This window comes from Cupriavidus sp. F041 (assembly GCF_057814235.1).
Genome location: NZ_JBVASY010000002.1, coordinates 2,815,250 through 2,833,554, shown reverse-complemented (window position 1 = coordinate 2,833,554; position 18,305 = coordinate 2,815,250). Strand labels below are relative to the sequence as shown.

Below are 18,305 nucleotides of genomic sequence, written 5' to 3'. Positions count from 1 at the left end.
ACGTCCGTACGAGTTGGCGCGGGGCTCAGTCGGGACGCTAACTTGCTGCGCTAAACCATTGATGTTAAGTTAATTTCATTACTAGAACACAACGGAGCACAAGGTGAGTGTGAGCCAACATCGCCGGAAAGATGCGCCTACAGCCCGCCAGCGCTGGTCAACGCTGGCCTTCACGGCACTGGGTTTGCTGCTCGCGCAGCCGGCCGCTTATGCCGCGGGGTTCGGGCAATTACGGGTACAGTCGAATCTGGGTCAGCCGCTGCAGGCGGAAATCGATATTAGTGGTGTCAGCGCGGAAGAAGCGGACGGGCTAACCGTCAAGCTGGCGTCGCCCGATGCGTATGCCAAGGCCGGCCTGACCTATCTGCCGGCGGTCAACAGCCTGCGGCTGCAGGTCGAGCGCCGTCCCAATGGCAGCTATGTGGCGAGGGTCCGGTCAACCCAGCCAATCAGCGAGCCTTTCGTCGACATCCTTGTCGACATGACATGGTCTAGCGGCAAGGTGTCGCGCGCCTACACCTTCCTGCTGGATCCGGCCGGCGCCAAGCCATCCAACCAGACTTTCTCGCCCACCACGGTGGTGCAGGCGGGAACCCCGGACGACGCCGGCGCTGCCGGCCCGGCGGCATCGGCTCCCGCGCCAAGCGCTGCGCCTGTGCCCGCCGCGGCACCGGCCCCCGTGGCGGCTAGCCAGGCGCCACGGCCGCAAGCCAAGGCACCGGCGCCACGGCCGCACCGCGCCGCAGCGCCGGCGGCCGAAGGTACGGCCACGGCTGCCGGCATGTACACCGTCCAGCGCGGCGATAACCTCACTGCCATTGCCAACGAAGCCTCCCAGGGGCAGGATGCGGTCTCGCTCGACCAGATGCTGGTCGCGCTGTATCGCAACAATCCGAACGCGTTCATCGGCGGCAATATGAACCGCCTCAAGGCGGGCGCCGTGCTCAAGGTGCCCAGCCAGCAGGAAGCGCAAGCGGTCACGCCGCACGCGGCACGCCGCGAGGTGGTGGCACGCACTCACGGCTTTGACGCTTACCGTAGCCGCCTGGCGACGGCCGCTGCCGCGCGCACGGTCGAAGCCGGCAGTGGCCGCGAGCAGTCGGGCAATGTCACCGCTCGTGTGCAGGAACAGGCCGCGCCGGCCGCGGGCCCGCGCGACGAACTCAAGCTCAGCAAGCCCGAGCGGGGTAGCCAGGCCGCTGCCGCAGCCGCTGCGGAAAGCAGTATCGCCAAGGAACGGCAGATCAAGGAAGCCGAGACACGCCTCGCGCAGCTTGAGAAAAACGTTAGTGACATGCAGCGGCTGGTCGAGCTGAAGAACGCCGAGCTTGCCAAGCTGGCCCAGACGCAGAAGAGCGCGGGCAAGGATGGCGCCGCGGCGCCATCGGCTGCACCTGCCGTGGTGCCCGCCGGTACGGCCAAGGCAGACGCCGGCGCCACAGCCGCACCGGTCACGGCGGAGGCTGGCGCGGGTGCCAGCGCTGCTACGGCAGCGGCTGCAACAACCGCAACCGCGGCGCCGCTGGCCGGTTCGCCGGCTTCGGCGGCCTCGGCCATGCCCGGCGCCAGCGGCGCGAGTGCAAGCGCGGCGGACGCCGCCGTTGCCGCCGTCAAGCCTGACGCCGCCTCCACACCGGCCGCCAAGCGCCCGCCGGTCGTGACGCAGCCCCAGCCGGTGGCACAGCCGTCCTTCTTCGAGGATCTGCTGGCCAACCCCATGCTGCTGCCCGGTGGTGGCCTGCTGATCGCCTTGCTGGGCGCTTATGCGATCTATCGCCGGCGTCAGCAACAGAAGTCCAGCGAGAACGCCGCCTTCGGGGACAGCATCCTGTCGCAGGAAAGCACCGTCATGGCGGGCGGCAATTCGCTGTTTGGCGCCGCGGGTGGACAGAGCGTCGACACCTCGCAGCACAGTGTGTTCGGAGCCGATTTCCGCATTGGCAACAATACCGCGGAAGCCAACGAGGTTGACCCGATCGCCGAGGCTGATGTCTATATCGCCTACGGGCGTGATGTGCAGGCCGAGGAGATCCTGCGCGAAGCGCTGCAGCAAAACCCTGAGCGCCAGGCGATTCGCCTGAAGCTCATGGAGATTCACAACAATCGTCAGGATGTGGAAGGTTTTCGCGTGATTGCAGAAGAAATGTTCGCCCAGACGGGCGGACAAGGGGCGGAGTGGGAACAGGCAGCGGAAATGGGACGGCGCCTCGAGCCGGGCAACGCTTTGTACCTGAGCGTGGCGCCGGACACGGCTTCCGGCGATACCACCACCTTGCCGGGCGATCAGTGGCGCACCCACGATCCCTCGCAAGATCCGGCGGCGGCACCCCGCGAGACCGCGCTTGCGGACCTGGCCGATCTGGCGTTGCCGCTCGACGGCTTCCCCGCTCCCGCGGCCGGTGCGCCGATTACCGCGCCGGAGTCGGCCTCGCTCGTGTTCGGCAATGCCGACGCGCTGCCTGAGGCACTTGCCACCCGCCTGGACGATGGCCTTGACCTGGATCTGGATTTGCCGGCACCCCAGGGCCACGGCGCCCATGAGGATATCCCGGCGCTGGATACGCCCACGCGCAGCCGACCGCTCGACTTCGATATGTCCGGCATTTCGCTGGACCTCAATCCGGCCAGCCGGGACGACACGGTGGGCGATAGCCACGAGACCCGTACTTTCTATGGCGCATCGTCGCTGCCGGCGCCTACGATGCTGCGCGACGGCAAGCTGTCCGAGCCGATCGACCTCTCGCGCGTGAGCGCGGAGAGCGGGCTGGACACGTCGCGCGGGATCTCCCCGAGCACCTTGTCGGCGGACGCCGTCGATGGTGGCCGCGACATGCAGATCAAGTTCGATCTGGCCAGGGCCTATATCGAGATCGGCGACAAGGAAGGCGCGCGGGAACTGCTGCAGGAAGTGGTGGATCAGTCGCAGGATCCCCTGTTGACGGAGGCCCGCAGCCTGCTGCGCGACGTGGCCTGACAGGCCAGGCTGTATGATGGCGGGCTGTGCGCAGGCAATGCGCCAGGCAGCACGCCACGGATGCGCCGGGAGCGTGGCTCCCGGCGCATTTGCTTTTTGCGGGCCGGCAATCGCTGGCTTTCGCCGGTTGCGCTCCGTTTTCGTTCATTCGTTCGCGTTTTGCCCGTCAATTTCCGCTTGTCAATTTCCGCCTCATGAACCGCATCGCCCTCGGCCTCCATTACGATGGTGCCGCTTTCTCCGGCTGGCAGTCGCAACCGCACCGCAATACGGTGCAGGACCGGCTGGAGGACGCAATTGAGCACTTCGCCGGCCGCCGTGTGCAGACCACGGTGGCAGGCCGCACCGATACCGGCGTGCATGCGCTCGGACAGGTGATCCATATCGACACCGACTTGTCGCGCGAGCCGTTCTCCTGGGTGCGGGGCGTCAACGCCTTCCTGCCGCCCAGCATCGCGCTGCAATGGGCCAAGCCGGTCGACGAGGGCTTCCATGCGCGTTTCCTGGCCTTCGAGCGCATGTATTACTACGCGCTCTATACCGGCCCGCACCGCGTGCCGCTGGTGCACGGCAGGGCCGGCTACCTGATGCTGCCGCCGGGCCAGGGCCTGGACGTCGGCGTCATGCGCGCCGCTGCCGCCTGCCTGCTGGGCGAGCACGATTTTTCCGCGTTCCGCGCCGCAGAGTGCCAGGCCAAGTCGCCTGTCAAGACCATGTATGACATCACCCTCAAGGCCGACGGCGACTGGTTGTTCGTGCGTTTTCGCGCCAGCGCCTTCCTGCATCACATGGTGCGCAACCTGATGGGTTGCCTTGTGGCGGTAGGGCGCGGCCGCTACCCGCCGGGCTGGATGGCCGAAGTGCTGGCCGGGCGCAGTCGCGCCAAGGCAGCGCCCACTTTCATGCCCGACGGCCTCTACCTCGCCGGGGTGAAGTATCCTGAGCAATACGGGATTCCGGCCGCGGACGCGGCCGCCAGCCTGTTTCATGGAGTGTTTGCCAATGACCCAGTTGCCTGAGCCGGGCAGCGCCGCGCCGCGCCGCACCCGCGTCAAGATCTGCGGGCTCACGCGCGAGGAAGACGTTCGCGCCGCGGTGGATGCCGGCGCCGACGCGATCGGCCTGGTTTTCTATCCGGGCAGCCCGCGCTTTGTCGAGGTGGCGCGCGCCGCCGCGCTGGCCGAAGCCGCCGGCGCCTTTGTTTCGGTTGTTGGATTGTTCGTCAACGCGGATACCGACGAGATCGCCCATGTAGCCGAGCGTGTGCCGCTTACGCTGCTGCAATTCCACGGCGACGAGAGCCCGGAGGCTTGCACGCAGGCCGCCCAGCGCTGCCGGCTGCCGTTTCTGCGCGCGGCACGCGTCCAGCCCGGTCTCGATTTGGTAGAATTCGCAGATCTGTATCGTGATGCCGCTGCCTTGCTGCTTGATGCCTTCGTCGAAGGCTACGGCGGTGGCGGACACGTCTTCGACTGGACCCTGATACCCCCGGCATGGCTTCCGCCCACCCACAACCCGACCGCAAGCGCCGCTCCTCGGATCGTTTTGAGTGGTGGGTTGAGCGCGCAAAACGTCGCTGGCGCGATTGAGCGCGTGCGGCCCTACGCTGTCGATGTAAGCAGCGGCGTGGAGGCCGCCAAAGGCGTGAAAGACCACGCCAGGATTGCCGCCTTCGTGCGCGCCGTGCGCAGCGCGGATGCCGGGTAGGGCAGCCTGCCCATCGGGCATACAGCCTCCCGCCTGCTCCGTGCCTGCCCCGCACACGACCCTAACGTCATCGAGCCCCTGCCAGACCGGCAAGGGCCCTGTTCAGAAGAAGAGACTCATGTACGACCTGCCCGATTCCCGCGGCCATTTCGGCCCCTATGGTGGTTCCTTCGTTTCCGAAACGCTGGTGCACGCGCTGGACGAACTGCGCGAAGCCTATGCGCACTTCCAGAAAGATCCCGAGTTCGACGCGGAATACCGCCGCGAACTGAAGCATTTCGTCGGCCGGCCCTCGCCGATCTATCATGCGCAACGCTGGAGCGAGATGCTCGGCGGCGCGCAGATCTATCTCAAGCGCGAAGACCTCAACCACACCGGCGCCCACAAGATCAATAACGTGATTGGCCAGGCACTGCTGGCCAAGCGCATGGGCAAGCCGCGTGTGATTGCCGAGACCGGCGCCGGCCAGCACGGCGTGGCCACCGCGACCATCGCCGCGCGCTTCGGCATGGAGTGCGTGGTCTACATGGGCTCGGAAGACGTCAAGCGCCAGGCTGCCAACGTCTACCGCATGAAGCTGCTGGGCGCTACCGTGGTGCCCGTGGAAAGCGGCTCCAAGACCCTCAAGGACGCGCTCAATGAAGCGATGCGCGATTGGGTCACCAACGTCGAGAACACCTTCTACATCATCGGCACCGTGGCCGGCCCGCATCCCTATCCGATGATGGTGCGCGACTTCCAGTGCGTGATCGGCGAAGAATCCAAGGTGCAGATGCCCGAGCTGACGGGCCGTCAGCCCGACGCCGTGATCGCCTGCGTGGGCGGCGGCTCCAATGCCATGGGCATCTTCTACCCGTATATCGAGCACAAGGACGTGCGCCTGATCGGTGTGGAAGCCGCCGGCGACGGGCTCGAAACCGGCCGCCACGCCGCCGCGCTGATCGGCGGCTCGCCGGGCGTGCTGCACGGCAACCGCACCTACCTGCTGCAGGATGCCAACGGCCAGATCATCGAGACGCATTCGATTTCCGCCGGGCTGGACTATCCGGGCGTCGGTCCCGAGCACGCATGGCTCAAGGATATCGGCCGCGCCGAGTATGTGCCGATCACCGATGAGGAAGCGCTCAAGGCCTTCCACGACTGTTGCCGCATCGAAGGCATCATCCCGGCGCTGGAATCCAGCCACGCCATCGCCTACGCGTGCAAGCTGGCGCCGACGCTGCCCAAGGACAAGCTGCTGCTGGTGAACCTGTCGGGCCGGGGCGACAAGGACATGCATACCGTGGCCGAACGTTCGGGGCTGAAGCTCTGATGCGCGACTTTCTCCCGCCGGGCGCCGCTGAAGGCGGCGCCCCGTCCGCACCCCTCGCGGCGCCGCAACTGACGCTTTACCAGGAAGACGTGCTGGAAGGCATCAAGCGCATTGCCGACGGCTCCATCGACCTGATCGTGGCCGATCCGCCCTATGGCCTGGGCAAGGATTACGGCAACGACTCTGACCGCCTGTCCGGGCAAGCCTACCTGGAGTGGTCGGCGCGCTGGATCGATGCGGTGGTGCCCAAGCTGGCGCCGCGCGGCTCGTTGTATCTGTTCTGCACCTGGCAATACTCGCCGGAACTGTTCGTGATGCTCAAGCAGCGCCTGACCATGATCAACGAGATCATCTGGGACCGGCGCGTACCGAGCATGGGCGGCACCACGCGCAAGTACTCCTCGGTGCACGACAACATCGGTTTCTTCGCCGGGGCGCGCGACTATTACTTTGACCTCGACTCCGTGCGCGTGCCGTACGATGCCGAGACCAAGAAGGCGCGCAGCCGTCCGCGTTTCGAGGGCAAGAAATGGCTCGAGGTGGGCTACAACCCGAAGGATCTGTGGAGCGTGCCGCGCATCCACCGGCAAGATCCGGAACGTGCCGACCATCCCACCCAGAAGCCGCTGCATATCGTGCAGCGCATGGTGCTGGCCAGTTGCCCGCCGGGCGGGCTGGTGCTTGACCCATTCACCGGTAGCGGCACGACCGCGGTGGCCTGCGCGCTGCACGGACGGCGTTTCGTCGGCTACGAGATGAACCCCGACTATGTGCGTGTGGCGCGCGAACGCGTCGCGGCCTGCATCAGTTCGCCACAGACCGCGCCGGCTACCCTGAACATCGCAGCAGCGAACGACGAGCCCTTGCTGGCTGCCTCGTCCACGCCGTTGCCCACTATTGCTCAATGACCATGTCCCGAATCAATTCGACTTTCGCGGCGCTGGCCGCGCAGAACAAGAAGGGCCTGATTCCGTTCATCACCGCGGGCGATCCCGAGCCCGGCCTGACCGTTGCGCTGATGCACGCGCTGGTGGCGGGCGGCGCCGACGTCATCGAGCTCGGCGTGCCGTTTTCCGACCCGATGGCCGACGGCCCGGTGATCCAGCGCGCCTCAGAGCGCGCGCTCGCGCAGGGCGTGACGCTGACCAAGGTGCTGGGCTGGGTGGCAGAGTTCCGCCAGACCAATGCCACCACGCCGGTGGTGCTGATGGGTTACGCCAACCCGATCGAGCGCATGGGCGAGGCTGTCTTCGCCAAGGCCGCGGCGGCGGCCGGCGTCGACGGCGTGCTGGTGGTCGATTACCCCCCCGAGGAGTGCGAGTCCTTCGCGGCGCAGATGCGCGCCCACGGGATGGACCCGATTTTCCTGCTGGCGCCCACTTCCACGGACGATCGCATTGAAGCCGTGGCCAAGCTGGCGAGCGGCTACCTGTACTACGTGTCGCTCAAGGGCGTGACCGGTTCGGCCACCATCGACCTCGACAGCGTGGCCGCGCGCATTCCGCTGATCAAGCGCCATGCCAACCTGCCGGTGGGCGTGGGCTTCGGCATCCGCGACGCGCAGACCGCGCGCACGATCGGCAGCGTGGCCGATGCCGTGGTGATCGGCAGCCGCCTGGTGCAGTTGCTTGAAGATGCGCCGCGGGACCAGGCGGTACAATCGCTGCAGTCCTTCATCGCGGAAATCCGCCAGGCGCTCGACGCCTGAACGTGATTTACGCAGCACTGCCCGTGTTTACGCACGGGCGGGCAATGCAACAAAAATGCATGATTTTGGCGGCAGTTGTGCCGCAACAGGCGCATCGCCCCGGCTGAACGGGGACTGCGGATCGCAGGCATGGTAAATTCGCGGCCTGACATGTCCCGCGCATGTGCCGAAAGGAGCCTTTCATGAGCTGGTTGGATAAACTCCTCCCCCCCAAGATTCAACAGACCGACCCCTCCACCCGCAAGGGCATTCCGGAAGGGCTGTGGGTCAAGTGCCCGTCGTGCGAGTCGGTGTTGTACCGTACCGACGTCGAGGCCAACCTCCACGTCTGCCCCAAGTGCGACCACCATATGCGCATCCGCGCCCGCGCCCGTCTCGACGGGCTGCTGGACGCCGAGGGCCGCTATGAGATCGGCCAGGAGATCCTGCCGGTCGACGCGCTCAAGTTCAAGGACACCAAGAAGTACCCCGACCGCATCAAGGCCGCCATGGACGACACCGGCGAGACCGATGCCATGGTCGTGATGGGCGGCGCTATCCATACCATTCCGGTGGTGGTGAGCTGCTTCGAGTTCGAATTCATGGGCGGCTCCATGGGTTCGGTGGTGGGCGAGCGCTTTGTGCGTGGCGCCCAGGCGGCGCTGGAACAGAAGGTGCCGTTTATCTGCATTACCGCCACGGGTGGTGCGCGTATGCAGGAAAGCCTGCTGTCGTTGCTGCAGATGGCCAAGACTACGTCGATGCTGAATCAACTGTCGAATGCCAAGCTGCCGTTTATCAGCGTGCTGACCGATCCCACCATGGGCGGCGTGTCGGCCAGCTTTGCGTTCCTGGGCGACGTTGTGATCGCCGAACCCAAGGCTTTGATCGGCTTTGCTGGTCCGCGCGTGATTGAACAGACGGTGCGCGAGAAGCTGCCTGAAGGCTTCCAGCGGGCTGAGTTCCTGTTGCAGAAGGGCGCTATCGATATGATTGTCGATCGCCGCAAGATGCGGGATGAATTGGCGCAGTTGCTGGCTTTGCTGCAGAAGCAGCCGGCGGATGCGGTGGCGTAAGGTTTGGGTTGGTGATGGTGATTAGGCGCGGACGGTTGTTCGCGCTTTTTCGCTTTTTGGGGGTGTGTTGGGGGTGCGTTGGTGGTTGATGGTGGCTACAACTGCAAAGTCAAAGGCTTAAAAGTCAAAAGCAGTTTCACCTCCCCTTCGGGGAGGCGACCTACTTTCTTGTCTTGCCAAAAAAGTAGGCAAAGAAGCGCGCCGGATGGGGCGAAAGACTCCTCGTCGGCAGACAAATAGAGCGGCCGGGGGCCAAACTCGCATCGCCTTAAGGCGATACTCAAACATGGCCCCCTCTTTTCCGCTCTTTTTGCCTGCCGACGAGGCGCCCCATACGGCAAGGTAAACCTTGACGGCTCGCTTCGCATCGCGGGACGGTGTTTGCGGCCCCACAGGCGGAAAACACGGCTACACCGATGGTGATCTGGCAGCAACGCTATTTGCTTTTGAACAGGCGGCTTCCGCCATCTGCCGGTTGCTCCTCTCTCCCGCCTACGAGGGACGGGCCGGGGCATAGAGCGGGCGTTTGCAAGAGCGAGTCCGCGGAAGTAACGATTGGTAGCCGTGTGGAGCGCCCGTGGGGGCGGTCCACACCGTCCCGCGATGCGAAGCGAGCCGTGTAGGTGTACCAGGCCGTATGGGGCACCTCGGGATCCGACGAAAAGAGCGGAGAAGAGGGACCCATGTTTGAGTATCGCCTTAAGGCGATGGGCGATGCGAGTTTGGGTTCCCGGCCGCTCTTTTCGTCGGATCCCGAGGGGGTGTCGCCCCATCCGGCGCGCTTTTTTTGCCTACTTTTTTGGCAAGACAAAAAAGTAGGTCGCCTCCCCGCAGGGGAGGTGAAACTGTCTTTGACTTTAGGCCTTTGAAGTTGAAGTTGAAGTTGAAGTTTGAAGTTGAATTTAAGCCCCCCTGAAGCCAGAGATCCTTTGACTTAACCCAAAACACCCCAATATCCCCCGGTACCCAGAGCCAAACCAAATTCCGCCAAACGGCAACGAAACCACCCACCCCCAAACCGGCTCCAACAAGCCAAGCCCCCGAACAACCCTGTATCCCCATCATGCCCATCTTCCCCACCCTCCCTGAATGGCTATCCCATCTCGAATCCGCCCATCCGGTCGGCATCGACATGGGTCTGGCGCGTATCACCCGCGTCAAGGAAGCCCTGGGACTGCGCATCGATGCCGTGGTGTTCACCGTCGGCGGCACCAACGGCAAGGGCTCCACCTGCGCCATGCTGGAGCGCATCCTGCTGGAGGCCGGCTACAAGGTGGGTTGCCATACCTCGCCGCACCTGATTTCGTTTAACGAGCGCGCCCGCATCAATGGCGAGTTCGCTACCGATGCGCAACTGCTGCCGCATTTCGAGGCGGTGGAGCGCGCGCGCACCAGCTTTGCCGATCCGGTGAGCCTGACGTATTTCGAGTTCACCACGCTGGCGATCATCCATGCCTTCGCCGCGGCAGGGCTCGACGCGATGATCCTGGAGGTGGGGCTGGGTGGCCGGCTGGATGCGGTGAACGTAATCGATACCGATTGCGCCATAGTGACCAGCGTGGACATCGACCATACGCAGTACCTGGGCGACACGCGCGAGAAGATCGGCTACGAGAAGGCCGGTATCTTCCGTCCTGGCGTGCCGGCCATCGTGGCGGACCCGATGCCGCCGAAGTCGGTGATCGAGCATGCCGAGGCCATCGGCGCAGACCTCTGGCTGGTGGGCCGGGATTTCCAGCATCAGGCTGCCAAGGGCCAGGAGCGCCAGCAGTGGGACTGGAGCGGCCGCGAGCGCAAGCTCAACGGGCTGGGTTATCCGGCGCTGCGCGGCGCCAATCAGTTGCTCAACGCCTCGGCCGCACTGGCCGCGCTGCAGGCCATGCGTCCGCGCCTGCCGGTCAGCGCGCAGGAAGTGCGCAACGGGCTGGCCTTCGTCGAACTGCCGGGACGCTTCCAGGTCATGCCGGGACGCCCGGCGGTGATCCTGGATGTGGCGCACAATCCGCACGCAGCCGCCACGCTCGGGCAGAACCTCGAGAACATGGGCTTCTTCCGCTACACCTATGCGGTGTTCGGCGCGATGGAGGACAAGGACATCGCCGGCGTGCTGCGCCATCTGGCCGACAAAGTCGACCACTGGTGCCTGTGCGACCTGCCGACGCCGCGCGCGGCCAGCGCGGCGGATCTGCTGGAGAAGCTGGAGGAGGGCGGTTTCCGCCCCGGCCCCGATGCCACGGCGGCCTGCTTTCCCAGCCCGGAGGCGGCTTACCGGGATGCCCTCGGCAGAGCGACCGAGGATGATAGAATTCTGGTCTTCGGATCGTTCTACACCGTGGCGGGCGTGATGGCATATCGCGCTACCCGGGCAAATTGAGTCGCGCGGCCGCCGGGCAGTTTTCCGGGGCTAACACCGGGGCAAATCGCCGCGCATCTGAGCGACAATTTCAACGGCCGGTTTCCGGCCGTCGCACCGAACCAATCTATGGGCCTGCTTTCGCTGTTTTCTTCCCGCAAGGGCAACGCCCCGGCACCGGAGCGCACTCGCCGCTCGCGTTCGGATCCGGGTGCAGGCATCGCTTCGTCGCGACGCCTGGCCGAGGAGTACGCAGATGACACGCTCGACCCGGAATTCCCGCAGAAGCAGCGGGCGCGCCGGCGCCTGATCGGCGCCGTGGTGCTGATGGCGGCTGCCGTCATCGTGCTGCCGATCGTATTCGAGACCCAGCCAAGGCCAGTCGTCGACAATATTTCGGTAAAGATCGATGGTGGCCCGGGCGGGGCCGGCGGCAAGGTGAAGCCCGATGCCCGCAAGGCGAATCCGCTGCCGCCCGCGCCGCAATCCAGGCTCGACAGCCAGGCGCTCGATGCCGGCGAGGAGCTGGTTGCCGACGCGGCACCGGCCAAGCCTGCCGCCGCGGCAGCGGTGCCTGCCGAGAAGGCCGCGGACAAACCGGTTGTCCGCGCGGATGCCAAGCCGGGCAGCGGCAAGTTCCTGGTATTGATCGGCGCCTTTTCCTCCGAGGTAAAGGCCAAGGATTGGCTGAGCAAGTTGAAGGCGGGCAAAGTGCCGGCCTACATCGAGAAAAAGACGCTGGCCGACGGCGAGCGCGTGCTCTTGCGTGCCGGCCCTTTTTCGGATCGCGACGCGGCTGATGCCGCCGAAAAGCGAGTGCGCGCCGTGGGCCTGACCGCCAAGGTGGTCGAACAGTAATGCCAAGGGCGGGCTGGACCGAACGCCAGCCGCCATACCGGGGCACCGGGGACACCGTATTACGCATGCAGCCGACTTTTTTCGATTACAGCGTTGTTTTCATCCTGATTGCCTCAGGCCTGATCGGCGTGTTGCGCGGGCTGGTGCGAGAGGTGCTCTCGCTGATCGGCTGGGTGGTGGCGTTCCTGGTCGCCTACCATTTCGCGGGGACCGCGGCAGGCTGGATTCCCGAATCGGTACCAGGTGGCCAGCTGGCGCGCAGCGCGCTGGGCTTCGGGGTGCTGTTCATCGGCACCGTGATTGCTGCGGCACTCGCCGGCACGGTGTTGGGCCAGTTGCTCGAAAGTACCGGGCTCAAGCCCGCCGACCGCGGCCTCGGGCTGGTGTTCGGGCTTGTGCGCGGCGCACTGGTGGTGATGTTCGTGGTGACCCTGGCCGGGCTCACCAAGCTGCCCGAGGAGGCGTTCTGGCGCGATGCGCTGTCCCGGCCCTACGTGATGCAGGCGATGGAGTCGCTGCGGCCGTGGCTGCCGCCTGAAGTCGCCAAATACGTCAAGACATGACATGAGGCCGGGCAGACCGTCCGGCTGGTAGTACGCAGGCTCTGCCCTACAGGGTGGGGCCGCCCCGATTCAAACGCCTTTCCTGGGAGCTTGGCATGTGCGGTATCGTCGGTGTGGTTTCTTCCACGCCCGTTAACCAATTGATTTACGACAGCCTGCTGCTGTTGCAACACCGCGGACAGGATGCAGCCGGCATCGCTACCGCAAACGGCAGCACCTTCCACATGCACAAGGCCAATGGCCTGGTGCGCGACGTGTTTCGCACGCGCAATATGCGCGGCCTGCCCGGTGCCGCCGGCATCGGCCAGGTGCGTTACCCCACCGCCGGTTCGGCCTCGAGCGAGGAAGAAGCCCAACCGTTCTACGTCAACGCGCCTTACGGCGTGATCCTGGCCCATAACGGCAACCTCACCAACTGGAAGCAGTTGCACGAGGAACTGTTCAGCCGCGACCGCCGCCACATCAACACGCACTCCGACACCGAAGTGCTGCTCAACGTGCTGGCCGACGAGCTGCAACGCGCCAGCAGCGGCCTTGCGCTGGACCCGCCCACGATCTTCAAGGCCGTGGCGGGCATGCACCGCCGCGTGCGTGGCTCGTACGCCATTGCTGCGCAGATCGCCGGCTACGGCATGCTGGCCGTGCGCGATCCGTTCGGCATCCGTCCGCTATGCCTGGGCAGCGTGGAAACGCCGACCGGCAAGGAATGGATGGTGGCATCGGAGTCGGTGGCACTCGAAGGCATCGGCTATAAGCTCGAGCGCGACGTGGCGCCCGGCGAGGCCATCTTCATCGACCTCGACGGCAATCTCTACACCCAGCAGTGCGCCGATAACCCGGTGCTTACGCCGTGCATCTTCGAGTACGTCTACCTGGCCCGCCCTGATTCGTGCATCGATGGCGTGCCGGTGTACGACGCGCGCCTGCGCATGGGCGATTACCTGGCCGAAAAGATCCGCACCGAAGTCTCCGCCGGCGACATCGACGTGGTGATGCCGATCCCCGATTCCAGCCGTCCGGCCGCCATGCAGGTGGCCAACAAGCTGGGCGTGAACTATCGCGAGGGATTTTTCAAGAACCGCTATATCGGCCGCACCTTCATCATGCCCGGCCAGGCGGTGCGCAAGAAGTCGGTGCGCCAGAAGCTCAACGCCATGGGCGTGGAGTTCAAGGGCAAGAACGTGCTGATCGTGGACGATTCCATCGTGCGTGGCACCACCTCCTTCGAGATCGTGCAGATGGCCCGCGACGCCGGCGCCAACAAGGTGATCTTCGCCTCGGCCGCGCCGCCGGTGAAGTTCCCCAATGTGTACGGCATCGATATGCCCACCCGTAGCGAGCTGGTTGCCTATGGCCGCAGCCACGAAGAGATTGCCAAGATCATCGGCGCCGACAAGCTGGTCTACCAGGATGTCGAAGCGATGAAACAGGCGGTGCGCGACATCAATCCGGCGCTGAAGGACTTCGATGCATCGTGCTTCGATGGCCGCTACGTCACCGGCGATATCGACGAAGCCTACCTGGAGCGCCTGGAAACCGCGCGCAGCCAGGCCGATCGCGACGGCACCGGTGGCCTCGGTGACGGTGAGCGCTCGCAACTGCACTTGCAGCGCTCGGGCGGTAACGAGTAAGGCGCGGCGCACCCGCGGAGTTGACGCAGGGCGGGGCCCGGCCGTAACATTGCCGGGCGTCGATTTGATTGTCAGCTTGCGGACGCGGGTCCTGCCGGAGTTTGGTTCTTATCCCGGAACAGGAAATTGCCCGTCACAGGGAAATGCCCGAAACAGCTAAAGCGGAACACCGGCTTACCGGTTGTGCGCAGCAAAGGCACAATGGCAAGCCGGCTTCCCGCCGCAGCGCGGGGCCTATCCCCAAGAACACAAGCAGCCCGTCGATTCGGCCCCCGGCCAATGATCGTACGGGCTTTTTTATTGCTGCCGCCAGTACGCGGCCAGGCTCACCTCTTACACAGATAACCGCGCGGGTACTACCGCCTCCCCATCATGAACGAACCGCTTCCTCTCGACTCCCTCGGCATCGATACGCTCGGCGTGCGCGCCGGCACCATGCGCAGCGAGTTCATGGAGCACTCGGAGGCGCTGTACCTGACCTCCAGCTTCTGCTTCAACAGCGCTGCCGAGGCCGCCGAACGCTTCGCCAATTCGGAAACGGGATTCACGTACTCGCGATTCACCAATCCCACCGTGGCCATGTTCCAGAGCCGCCTGGCCGCGCTGGAAGGGGCCGAGGCCTGCATGGCGACCGCGTCCGGGATGAGCGCGATCATGTCGGTGGTGATGTCGTCGATGCAGGCGGGCGACCACCTGGTCAGCTCGCGCGCCATCTTCGGCTCGACCATGACGCTGTTCTCCAATATCTTCGCCAAGTTTGGCGTCGAGACCACCTTCGTCGACGGCACCGACCTGGCGGCCTGGCGCGCGGCGGTCAAGCCGAACACCAAGTTGTTCTTCCTGGAGACGCCGTCCAACCCGTTGACCGAAGTGGCCGACATCGCCGCGGTGGCGGACATCGCCCACAACGCCGGCGCGCTGCTGGTGGTGGATAACTGCTTCTGTTCGCCGGCTCTGCAGCAGCCGATGAAGTTCGGCGCCGACATCGTGGTGCACTCGGCCACCAAGCATATCGACGGGCAGGGCCGCGTGCTGGGCGGCGCGGTGCTGGGCACGCACGATTTCATCATGGGCAAGGTTTTTCCCTTCGTGCGTACGGCCGGCCCCACGCTGTCGGCCTTCAATGCGTGGGTGCTGCTCAAGGGCATGGAAACGCTGGCGATCCGCATGGAACGCCACAGCGCCAGCGCGCTGGCGCTGGCCGAGTTCCTGGAATCGCATCCGGCCGTGGCGCGCGTGTATCACCCGGCGCTGAAATCCCATCCGCAGTATGAAGTCGCCCTGCGCCAGCAGAGTGGCGGCGGCGCCATCGTGTCGTTCGAGCTCAAGGGCGAGACGCCGGAGCAGCAGCGCGCCAATGCTTGGCGCGTGATCGACAACACCAGGGTGTGCTCGATCACCGGCAACCTGGGTGACACGCGCACCACCGTGACCCATCCCTACACCACCACGCATGCGCGTGTCAGCCCGGAAGCCAAGGCGGCGGCAGGTATTGGCGAAGGGCTGATCCGCATGGCGGTGGGCCTGGAGTCGGTGGCCGACCTGAAGGCGGACCTGCTGCGCGGTCTGCAGAGTTGAGACCGGCGGGACCCGGCTATCGCATGCCTCCCCCCATCGCTTAGCGCATCCCGCGGTAAGGCGCTCAGTGCGCCGGCGCGGCCTCGTCGCTGCTGCCGGCCACGGCTTTCACGCCAGCCTTGGTCACATCATAAGTTGTCTCGACCGCGGTCGACGTCACGCTGACCGCCGCCGAACCGACCGTGGTGACCGTGGACACCGCGGCACTGCCCACCGCCACGGTGGCGCCCACCACGCTGCATGCCGCCAGGCCGGCACCCGTGCTCAATAAGGCCAGCATGGCCCCCACGCGCGCAATGCGGCGCAGGCCGGCGTGCACGAGGCGTCGCATTGGCGTATCTTTTCGCGCTGGGACAACGCTGACGGACATTCGAAATGGCATGGACACTGCTTGCCCTCGCGGGCCTGTTTGAAGTGGTGTGGGCGATCAGCCTCAAGTACACCGAAGGCTTTTCGCGCTTGTGGCCGAGCGTGATCCTGCTGGCGCTGGCGCTCAAGCAGATTCCCGTTGGCACCGGCTACGCCGTGTGGACCGGCATCGGCGCGGTGGGCGCGGCCGTGCTCGGCATCATACTCTTCCAGGAGCCGGCCACTGCCGCGCGCCTTCAGCGCAGCAGCCGCCGGCGCAGCAGCATCAGCGCCACCACCAGCGCCACCGCGGCATAGGCGCCGAGCACCATCATGTGCAGTGCCAGGTTATCGATCGGGCGCCCGAGCATGATGGGGCGGATCAGCGCCACCGCATGCGCCAGCGGCAGCACCTGGGTGGCTGCCTGCGCCCCCGCGGGCAGCTGCTCCAGCGGGAAGAACACCCCGGAGAGCAGCAGCATCGGCGTCATCACCAGCGTCTGGTAGAACATGAAGAAGTCGTAGCTGGGCGCCAGCGCGGTGACGATCATGGCCAGGCTGGCGAACGCGATGCCCGCCAGCACGATGACGGGCAGGGCCAGCAGCGCGCCCGGCATATGGGCATAGCCCAGCGCACCCGCCACCAGCATGATGGCCAGGCCCGACAGCACGGCCTTGCTGGCCGCCCACATGATCTCGCCCAGCACGACGTCGCCGAGCGTCAGCGGCGCATGCATGATGGCCTCCCAGGTGCGCTGCACATGCATGCGCGAGAAGGCGGAATACATGGACTCGAAGCTCGCCGACATCATCACGCTCGACGCCGTGGTGCCGGCCGCGAGGAAGGCGATGTAGGACACGCCGTTGACCTGCCCGACCAGCAGGCCAAGACCGAGGCCGAGGCCGAACAGGTAGATCATCGGATCGGCCAGGTTGCCGATCATGGAGGGGATCGCCAGCTTCTTCCACACCATGAAGTTGCGGTACCAGACCATGGTCCAGTTGCGCATGTTCATCGGCAGCAGTGGCTGCGGGTAATGCTGCCGCTGCACGGGGGCATGCCGCGGCGCGGCTGCGGCCGGCGCGGCTGCGGGGCGGGGGTCTTGTTCGCTCATGTTCAATCCGTTGTCGGTCCCGGGTCAGTCGCGCATCTCGCGGCCGGTCAGCTTGAGAAAGACGTCTTCCAGGTTGGCGGGCCGGTGCAGGTAACGCACGCCGGTCCGGCCATGCAGGGCGGCCAGCAGGGGCGCCGGCTCCTTCACATAACAGAACAGCGTCTCGCCGCTCATCTCGGTACGCGTTGCGAGCGGGTGCAGTTCGCCGCGCAAGGAGTCGAGGTTGTCACCATACACTTCCACCACATCGCAGCCGATCTGGCTGTCGATCAACTCATGCGGCTTGCCTTCGGCGATCTTGCGGCCGCTGTCGATCACGCACAGGTAGTTGCACAGGCGCTCGGCCTCCTCCATGAAGTGCGTGGTCAGCAGGATGGTCTTGCCGCTGGCCAGCAGCGACTTGAGGCGTTCCCAGATCAGGTGGCGCGCCTGGGGGTCGAGCCCGGTGGTGGGTTCGTCCATCACCAGCAGGTCGGGGTCGTTGATCAGTGCGCGCGCCACCGTCAGGCGCCGGCGCATGCCGCCCGAGAGGTCCCGCACTTGCGCCCCGGCACGGCTTTCGAGCCGTGCGAACTCCAGCAGCGCGGGCACGCGGCGTTCGATCTCGGCGCGCTCCAGGCCGAAGTAGCGGCCAAAGATGCGCAGGTTCTCCACCACGGTGAAGTCGGGGTCGAGGTTGTCGAACTGCGGCACCACGCCCACGCGCATGCGGGCCTGCGGCGCGCGCTGCGGAATCGGCTCGCCGCATAGCGTGAGCGTCCCCGAAGCCGGCGTGGTCAGGCCCAGCAGCAGGCGTAGCGTGGTGGTCTTGCCGGCTCCGTTCGGGCCCAGCAGGCCGAAGCACTGGCCGCGTTGCACGCTCAGGCTGAGATCGTCGACCACGACCGCGTCGCCGTATTGCTTGCTTACATTGCGTAGTTCGAGAATGGCAGTCAAGGCAGGAGCGAGGGTGAGGCGCGCCACGGGCGCAATATCCGCCATTATGCAGGCAGTGGCGCGGATGCTTTGTGGCGCGTTGCAGCAAGAATTCGCGGATGCGGTTATCTTGCGGGTTCGCTGCCGGCAGCGCATGGCCAGGGAGCTGACCGCGAGGGCAGGGGCGC

The 18,305-nt window shown here is 65.6% G+C and carries 16 protein-coding genes; 13 read left to right on the top strand and 3 right to left on the bottom strand.

Annotated elements, in window-relative coordinates; all coding sequences use genetic code 11:
• The first annotated feature begins 103 nt into the window (after positions 1 to 103).
• The 12 genes from ACZY0R_RS30465 to ACZY0R_RS30410 all read left to right on the top strand — a co-directional run bounded on the left by ACZY0R_RS30465 (position 104) and on the right by ACZY0R_RS30410 (position 15,739).
• Positions 104 to 2,974 (top strand): motility hub landmark protein FimV, encoded by a 2,871-nt coding sequence (locus ACZY0R_RS30465; RefSeq protein WP_488863625.1) that lies wholly within the window; start codon positions 104 to 106, stop codon positions 2,972 to 2,974.
• Positions 2,975 to 3,168: 194 nt separating this feature from the next.
• Positions 3,169 to 3,993, top strand: a complete 825-nt coding sequence (truA, locus tag ACZY0R_RS30460) for a tRNA pseudouridine(38-40) synthase TruA (RefSeq protein ID WP_488863623.1) — start codon at positions 3,169 to 3,171, stop codon at positions 3,991 to 3,993.
• On the top strand, positions 3,977 to 4,681 hold the full coding sequence (locus tag ACZY0R_RS30455) for a phosphoribosylanthranilate isomerase (RefSeq protein ID WP_488863621.1): 705 nt from the start codon (positions 3,977 to 3,979) through the stop codon (positions 4,679 to 4,681). Before truA ends, ACZY0R_RS30455 begins: the two co-directional genes overlap by 17 nt.
• A 118-nt stretch (positions 4,682 to 4,799) precedes the next feature.
• Positions 4,800 to 5,993 carry a tryptophan synthase subunit beta gene (gene trpB / locus ACZY0R_RS30450; RefSeq protein WP_045243066.1) on the top strand — a complete coding sequence of 398 codons (1,194 nt, stop codon included), beginning with the start codon at positions 4,800 to 4,802 and terminating at the stop codon, positions 5,991 to 5,993.
• Positions 5,993 to 6,901, top strand: coding sequence for a DNA-methyltransferase (locus tag ACZY0R_RS30445; protein WP_045243067.1), 909 nt, complete (start codon positions 5,993 to 5,995; stop codon positions 6,899 to 6,901). Before trpB ends, ACZY0R_RS30445 begins: the two co-directional genes overlap by 1 nt.
• Before the next feature lie 2 nt (positions 6,902 to 6,903).
• Positions 6,904 to 7,701, top strand: coding sequence for a tryptophan synthase subunit alpha (gene trpA / locus ACZY0R_RS30440; RefSeq protein WP_488863619.1), 798 nt, complete (start codon positions 6,904 to 6,906; stop codon positions 7,699 to 7,701).
• Positions 7,702 to 7,883: 182 nt separating this feature from the next.
• Positions 7,884 to 8,756: an acetyl-CoA carboxylase, carboxyltransferase subunit beta gene (accD, locus tag ACZY0R_RS30435; protein ID WP_488863617.1), complete on the top strand. Its 873-nt coding sequence runs from the start codon at positions 7,884 to 7,886 to the stop codon at positions 8,754 to 8,756.
• 1,063 nt (positions 8,757 to 9,819) lie between these two features.
• Positions 9,820 to 11,130, top strand: a complete 1,311-nt coding sequence (gene folC / locus ACZY0R_RS30430; protein ID WP_488863616.1) for a bifunctional tetrahydrofolate synthase/dihydrofolate synthase — start codon at positions 9,820 to 9,822, stop codon at positions 11,128 to 11,130.
• A gap of 108 nt (positions 11,131 to 11,238) precedes the next feature.
• Entirely contained in the window at positions 11,239 to 11,967 is a 729-nt protein-coding gene (locus ACZY0R_RS30425) for an SPOR domain-containing protein (protein WP_488863615.1), read from the top strand.
• A gap of 65 nt (positions 11,968 to 12,032) precedes the next feature.
• Positions 12,033 to 12,530 (top strand): CvpA family protein, encoded by a 498-nt coding sequence (locus ACZY0R_RS30420; protein WP_045235618.1) that lies wholly within the window; start codon positions 12,033 to 12,035, stop codon positions 12,528 to 12,530.
• Positions 12,531 to 12,625: 95 nt separating this feature from the next.
• On the top strand, positions 12,626 to 14,161 hold the full coding sequence (gene purF, locus ACZY0R_RS30415; protein ID WP_045235617.1) for an amidophosphoribosyltransferase: 1,536 nt from the start codon (positions 12,626 to 12,628) through the stop codon (positions 14,159 to 14,161).
• A gap of 372 nt (positions 14,162 to 14,533) precedes the next feature.
• Entirely contained in the window at positions 14,534 to 15,739 is a 1,206-nt protein-coding gene (locus ACZY0R_RS30410; RefSeq protein WP_488863613.1) for an O-succinylhomoserine sulfhydrylase, read from the top strand.
• Between the two features lie 64 nt (positions 15,740 to 15,803).
• Here the strand turns inward: ACZY0R_RS30410 and ACZY0R_RS30405 are convergent, their stop codons facing one another.
• Positions 15,804 to 16,070, bottom strand: coding sequence for a hypothetical protein (locus ACZY0R_RS30405; protein WP_488863611.1), 267 nt, complete (start codon positions 16,068 to 16,070; stop codon positions 15,804 to 15,806).
• Between the two features lie 44 nt (positions 16,071 to 16,114).
• On the opposite strand from ACZY0R_RS30405, the gene ACZY0R_RS30400 reads away from it, so the two are divergent.
• Positions 16,115 to 16,405, top strand: coding sequence for a DMT family transporter (locus ACZY0R_RS30400; protein WP_488863609.1), 291 nt, complete (start codon positions 16,115 to 16,117; stop codon positions 16,403 to 16,405).
• Here the strand turns inward: ACZY0R_RS30400 and ACZY0R_RS30395 are convergent.
• Both ACZY0R_RS30395 and nodI read right to left on the bottom strand, forming a co-directional pair.
• Complete coding sequence (locus ACZY0R_RS30395; RefSeq protein ID WP_045235615.1) at positions 16,345 to 17,202, bottom strand: ABC transporter permease; 858 nt, start codon at positions 17,200 to 17,202, stop codon at positions 16,345 to 16,347. The two genes, ACZY0R_RS30400 and ACZY0R_RS30395, sit on opposite strands and share 61 nt — an antisense overlap.
• 24 nt (positions 17,203 to 17,226) lie before the next feature.
• Positions 17,227 to 18,138, bottom strand: coding sequence for a nodulation factor ABC transporter ATP-binding protein NodI (gene nodI / locus ACZY0R_RS30390; RefSeq protein WP_488866268.1), 912 nt, complete (start codon positions 18,136 to 18,138; stop codon positions 17,227 to 17,229).
• Positions 18,139 to 18,305: the final 167 nt, after the last annotated feature.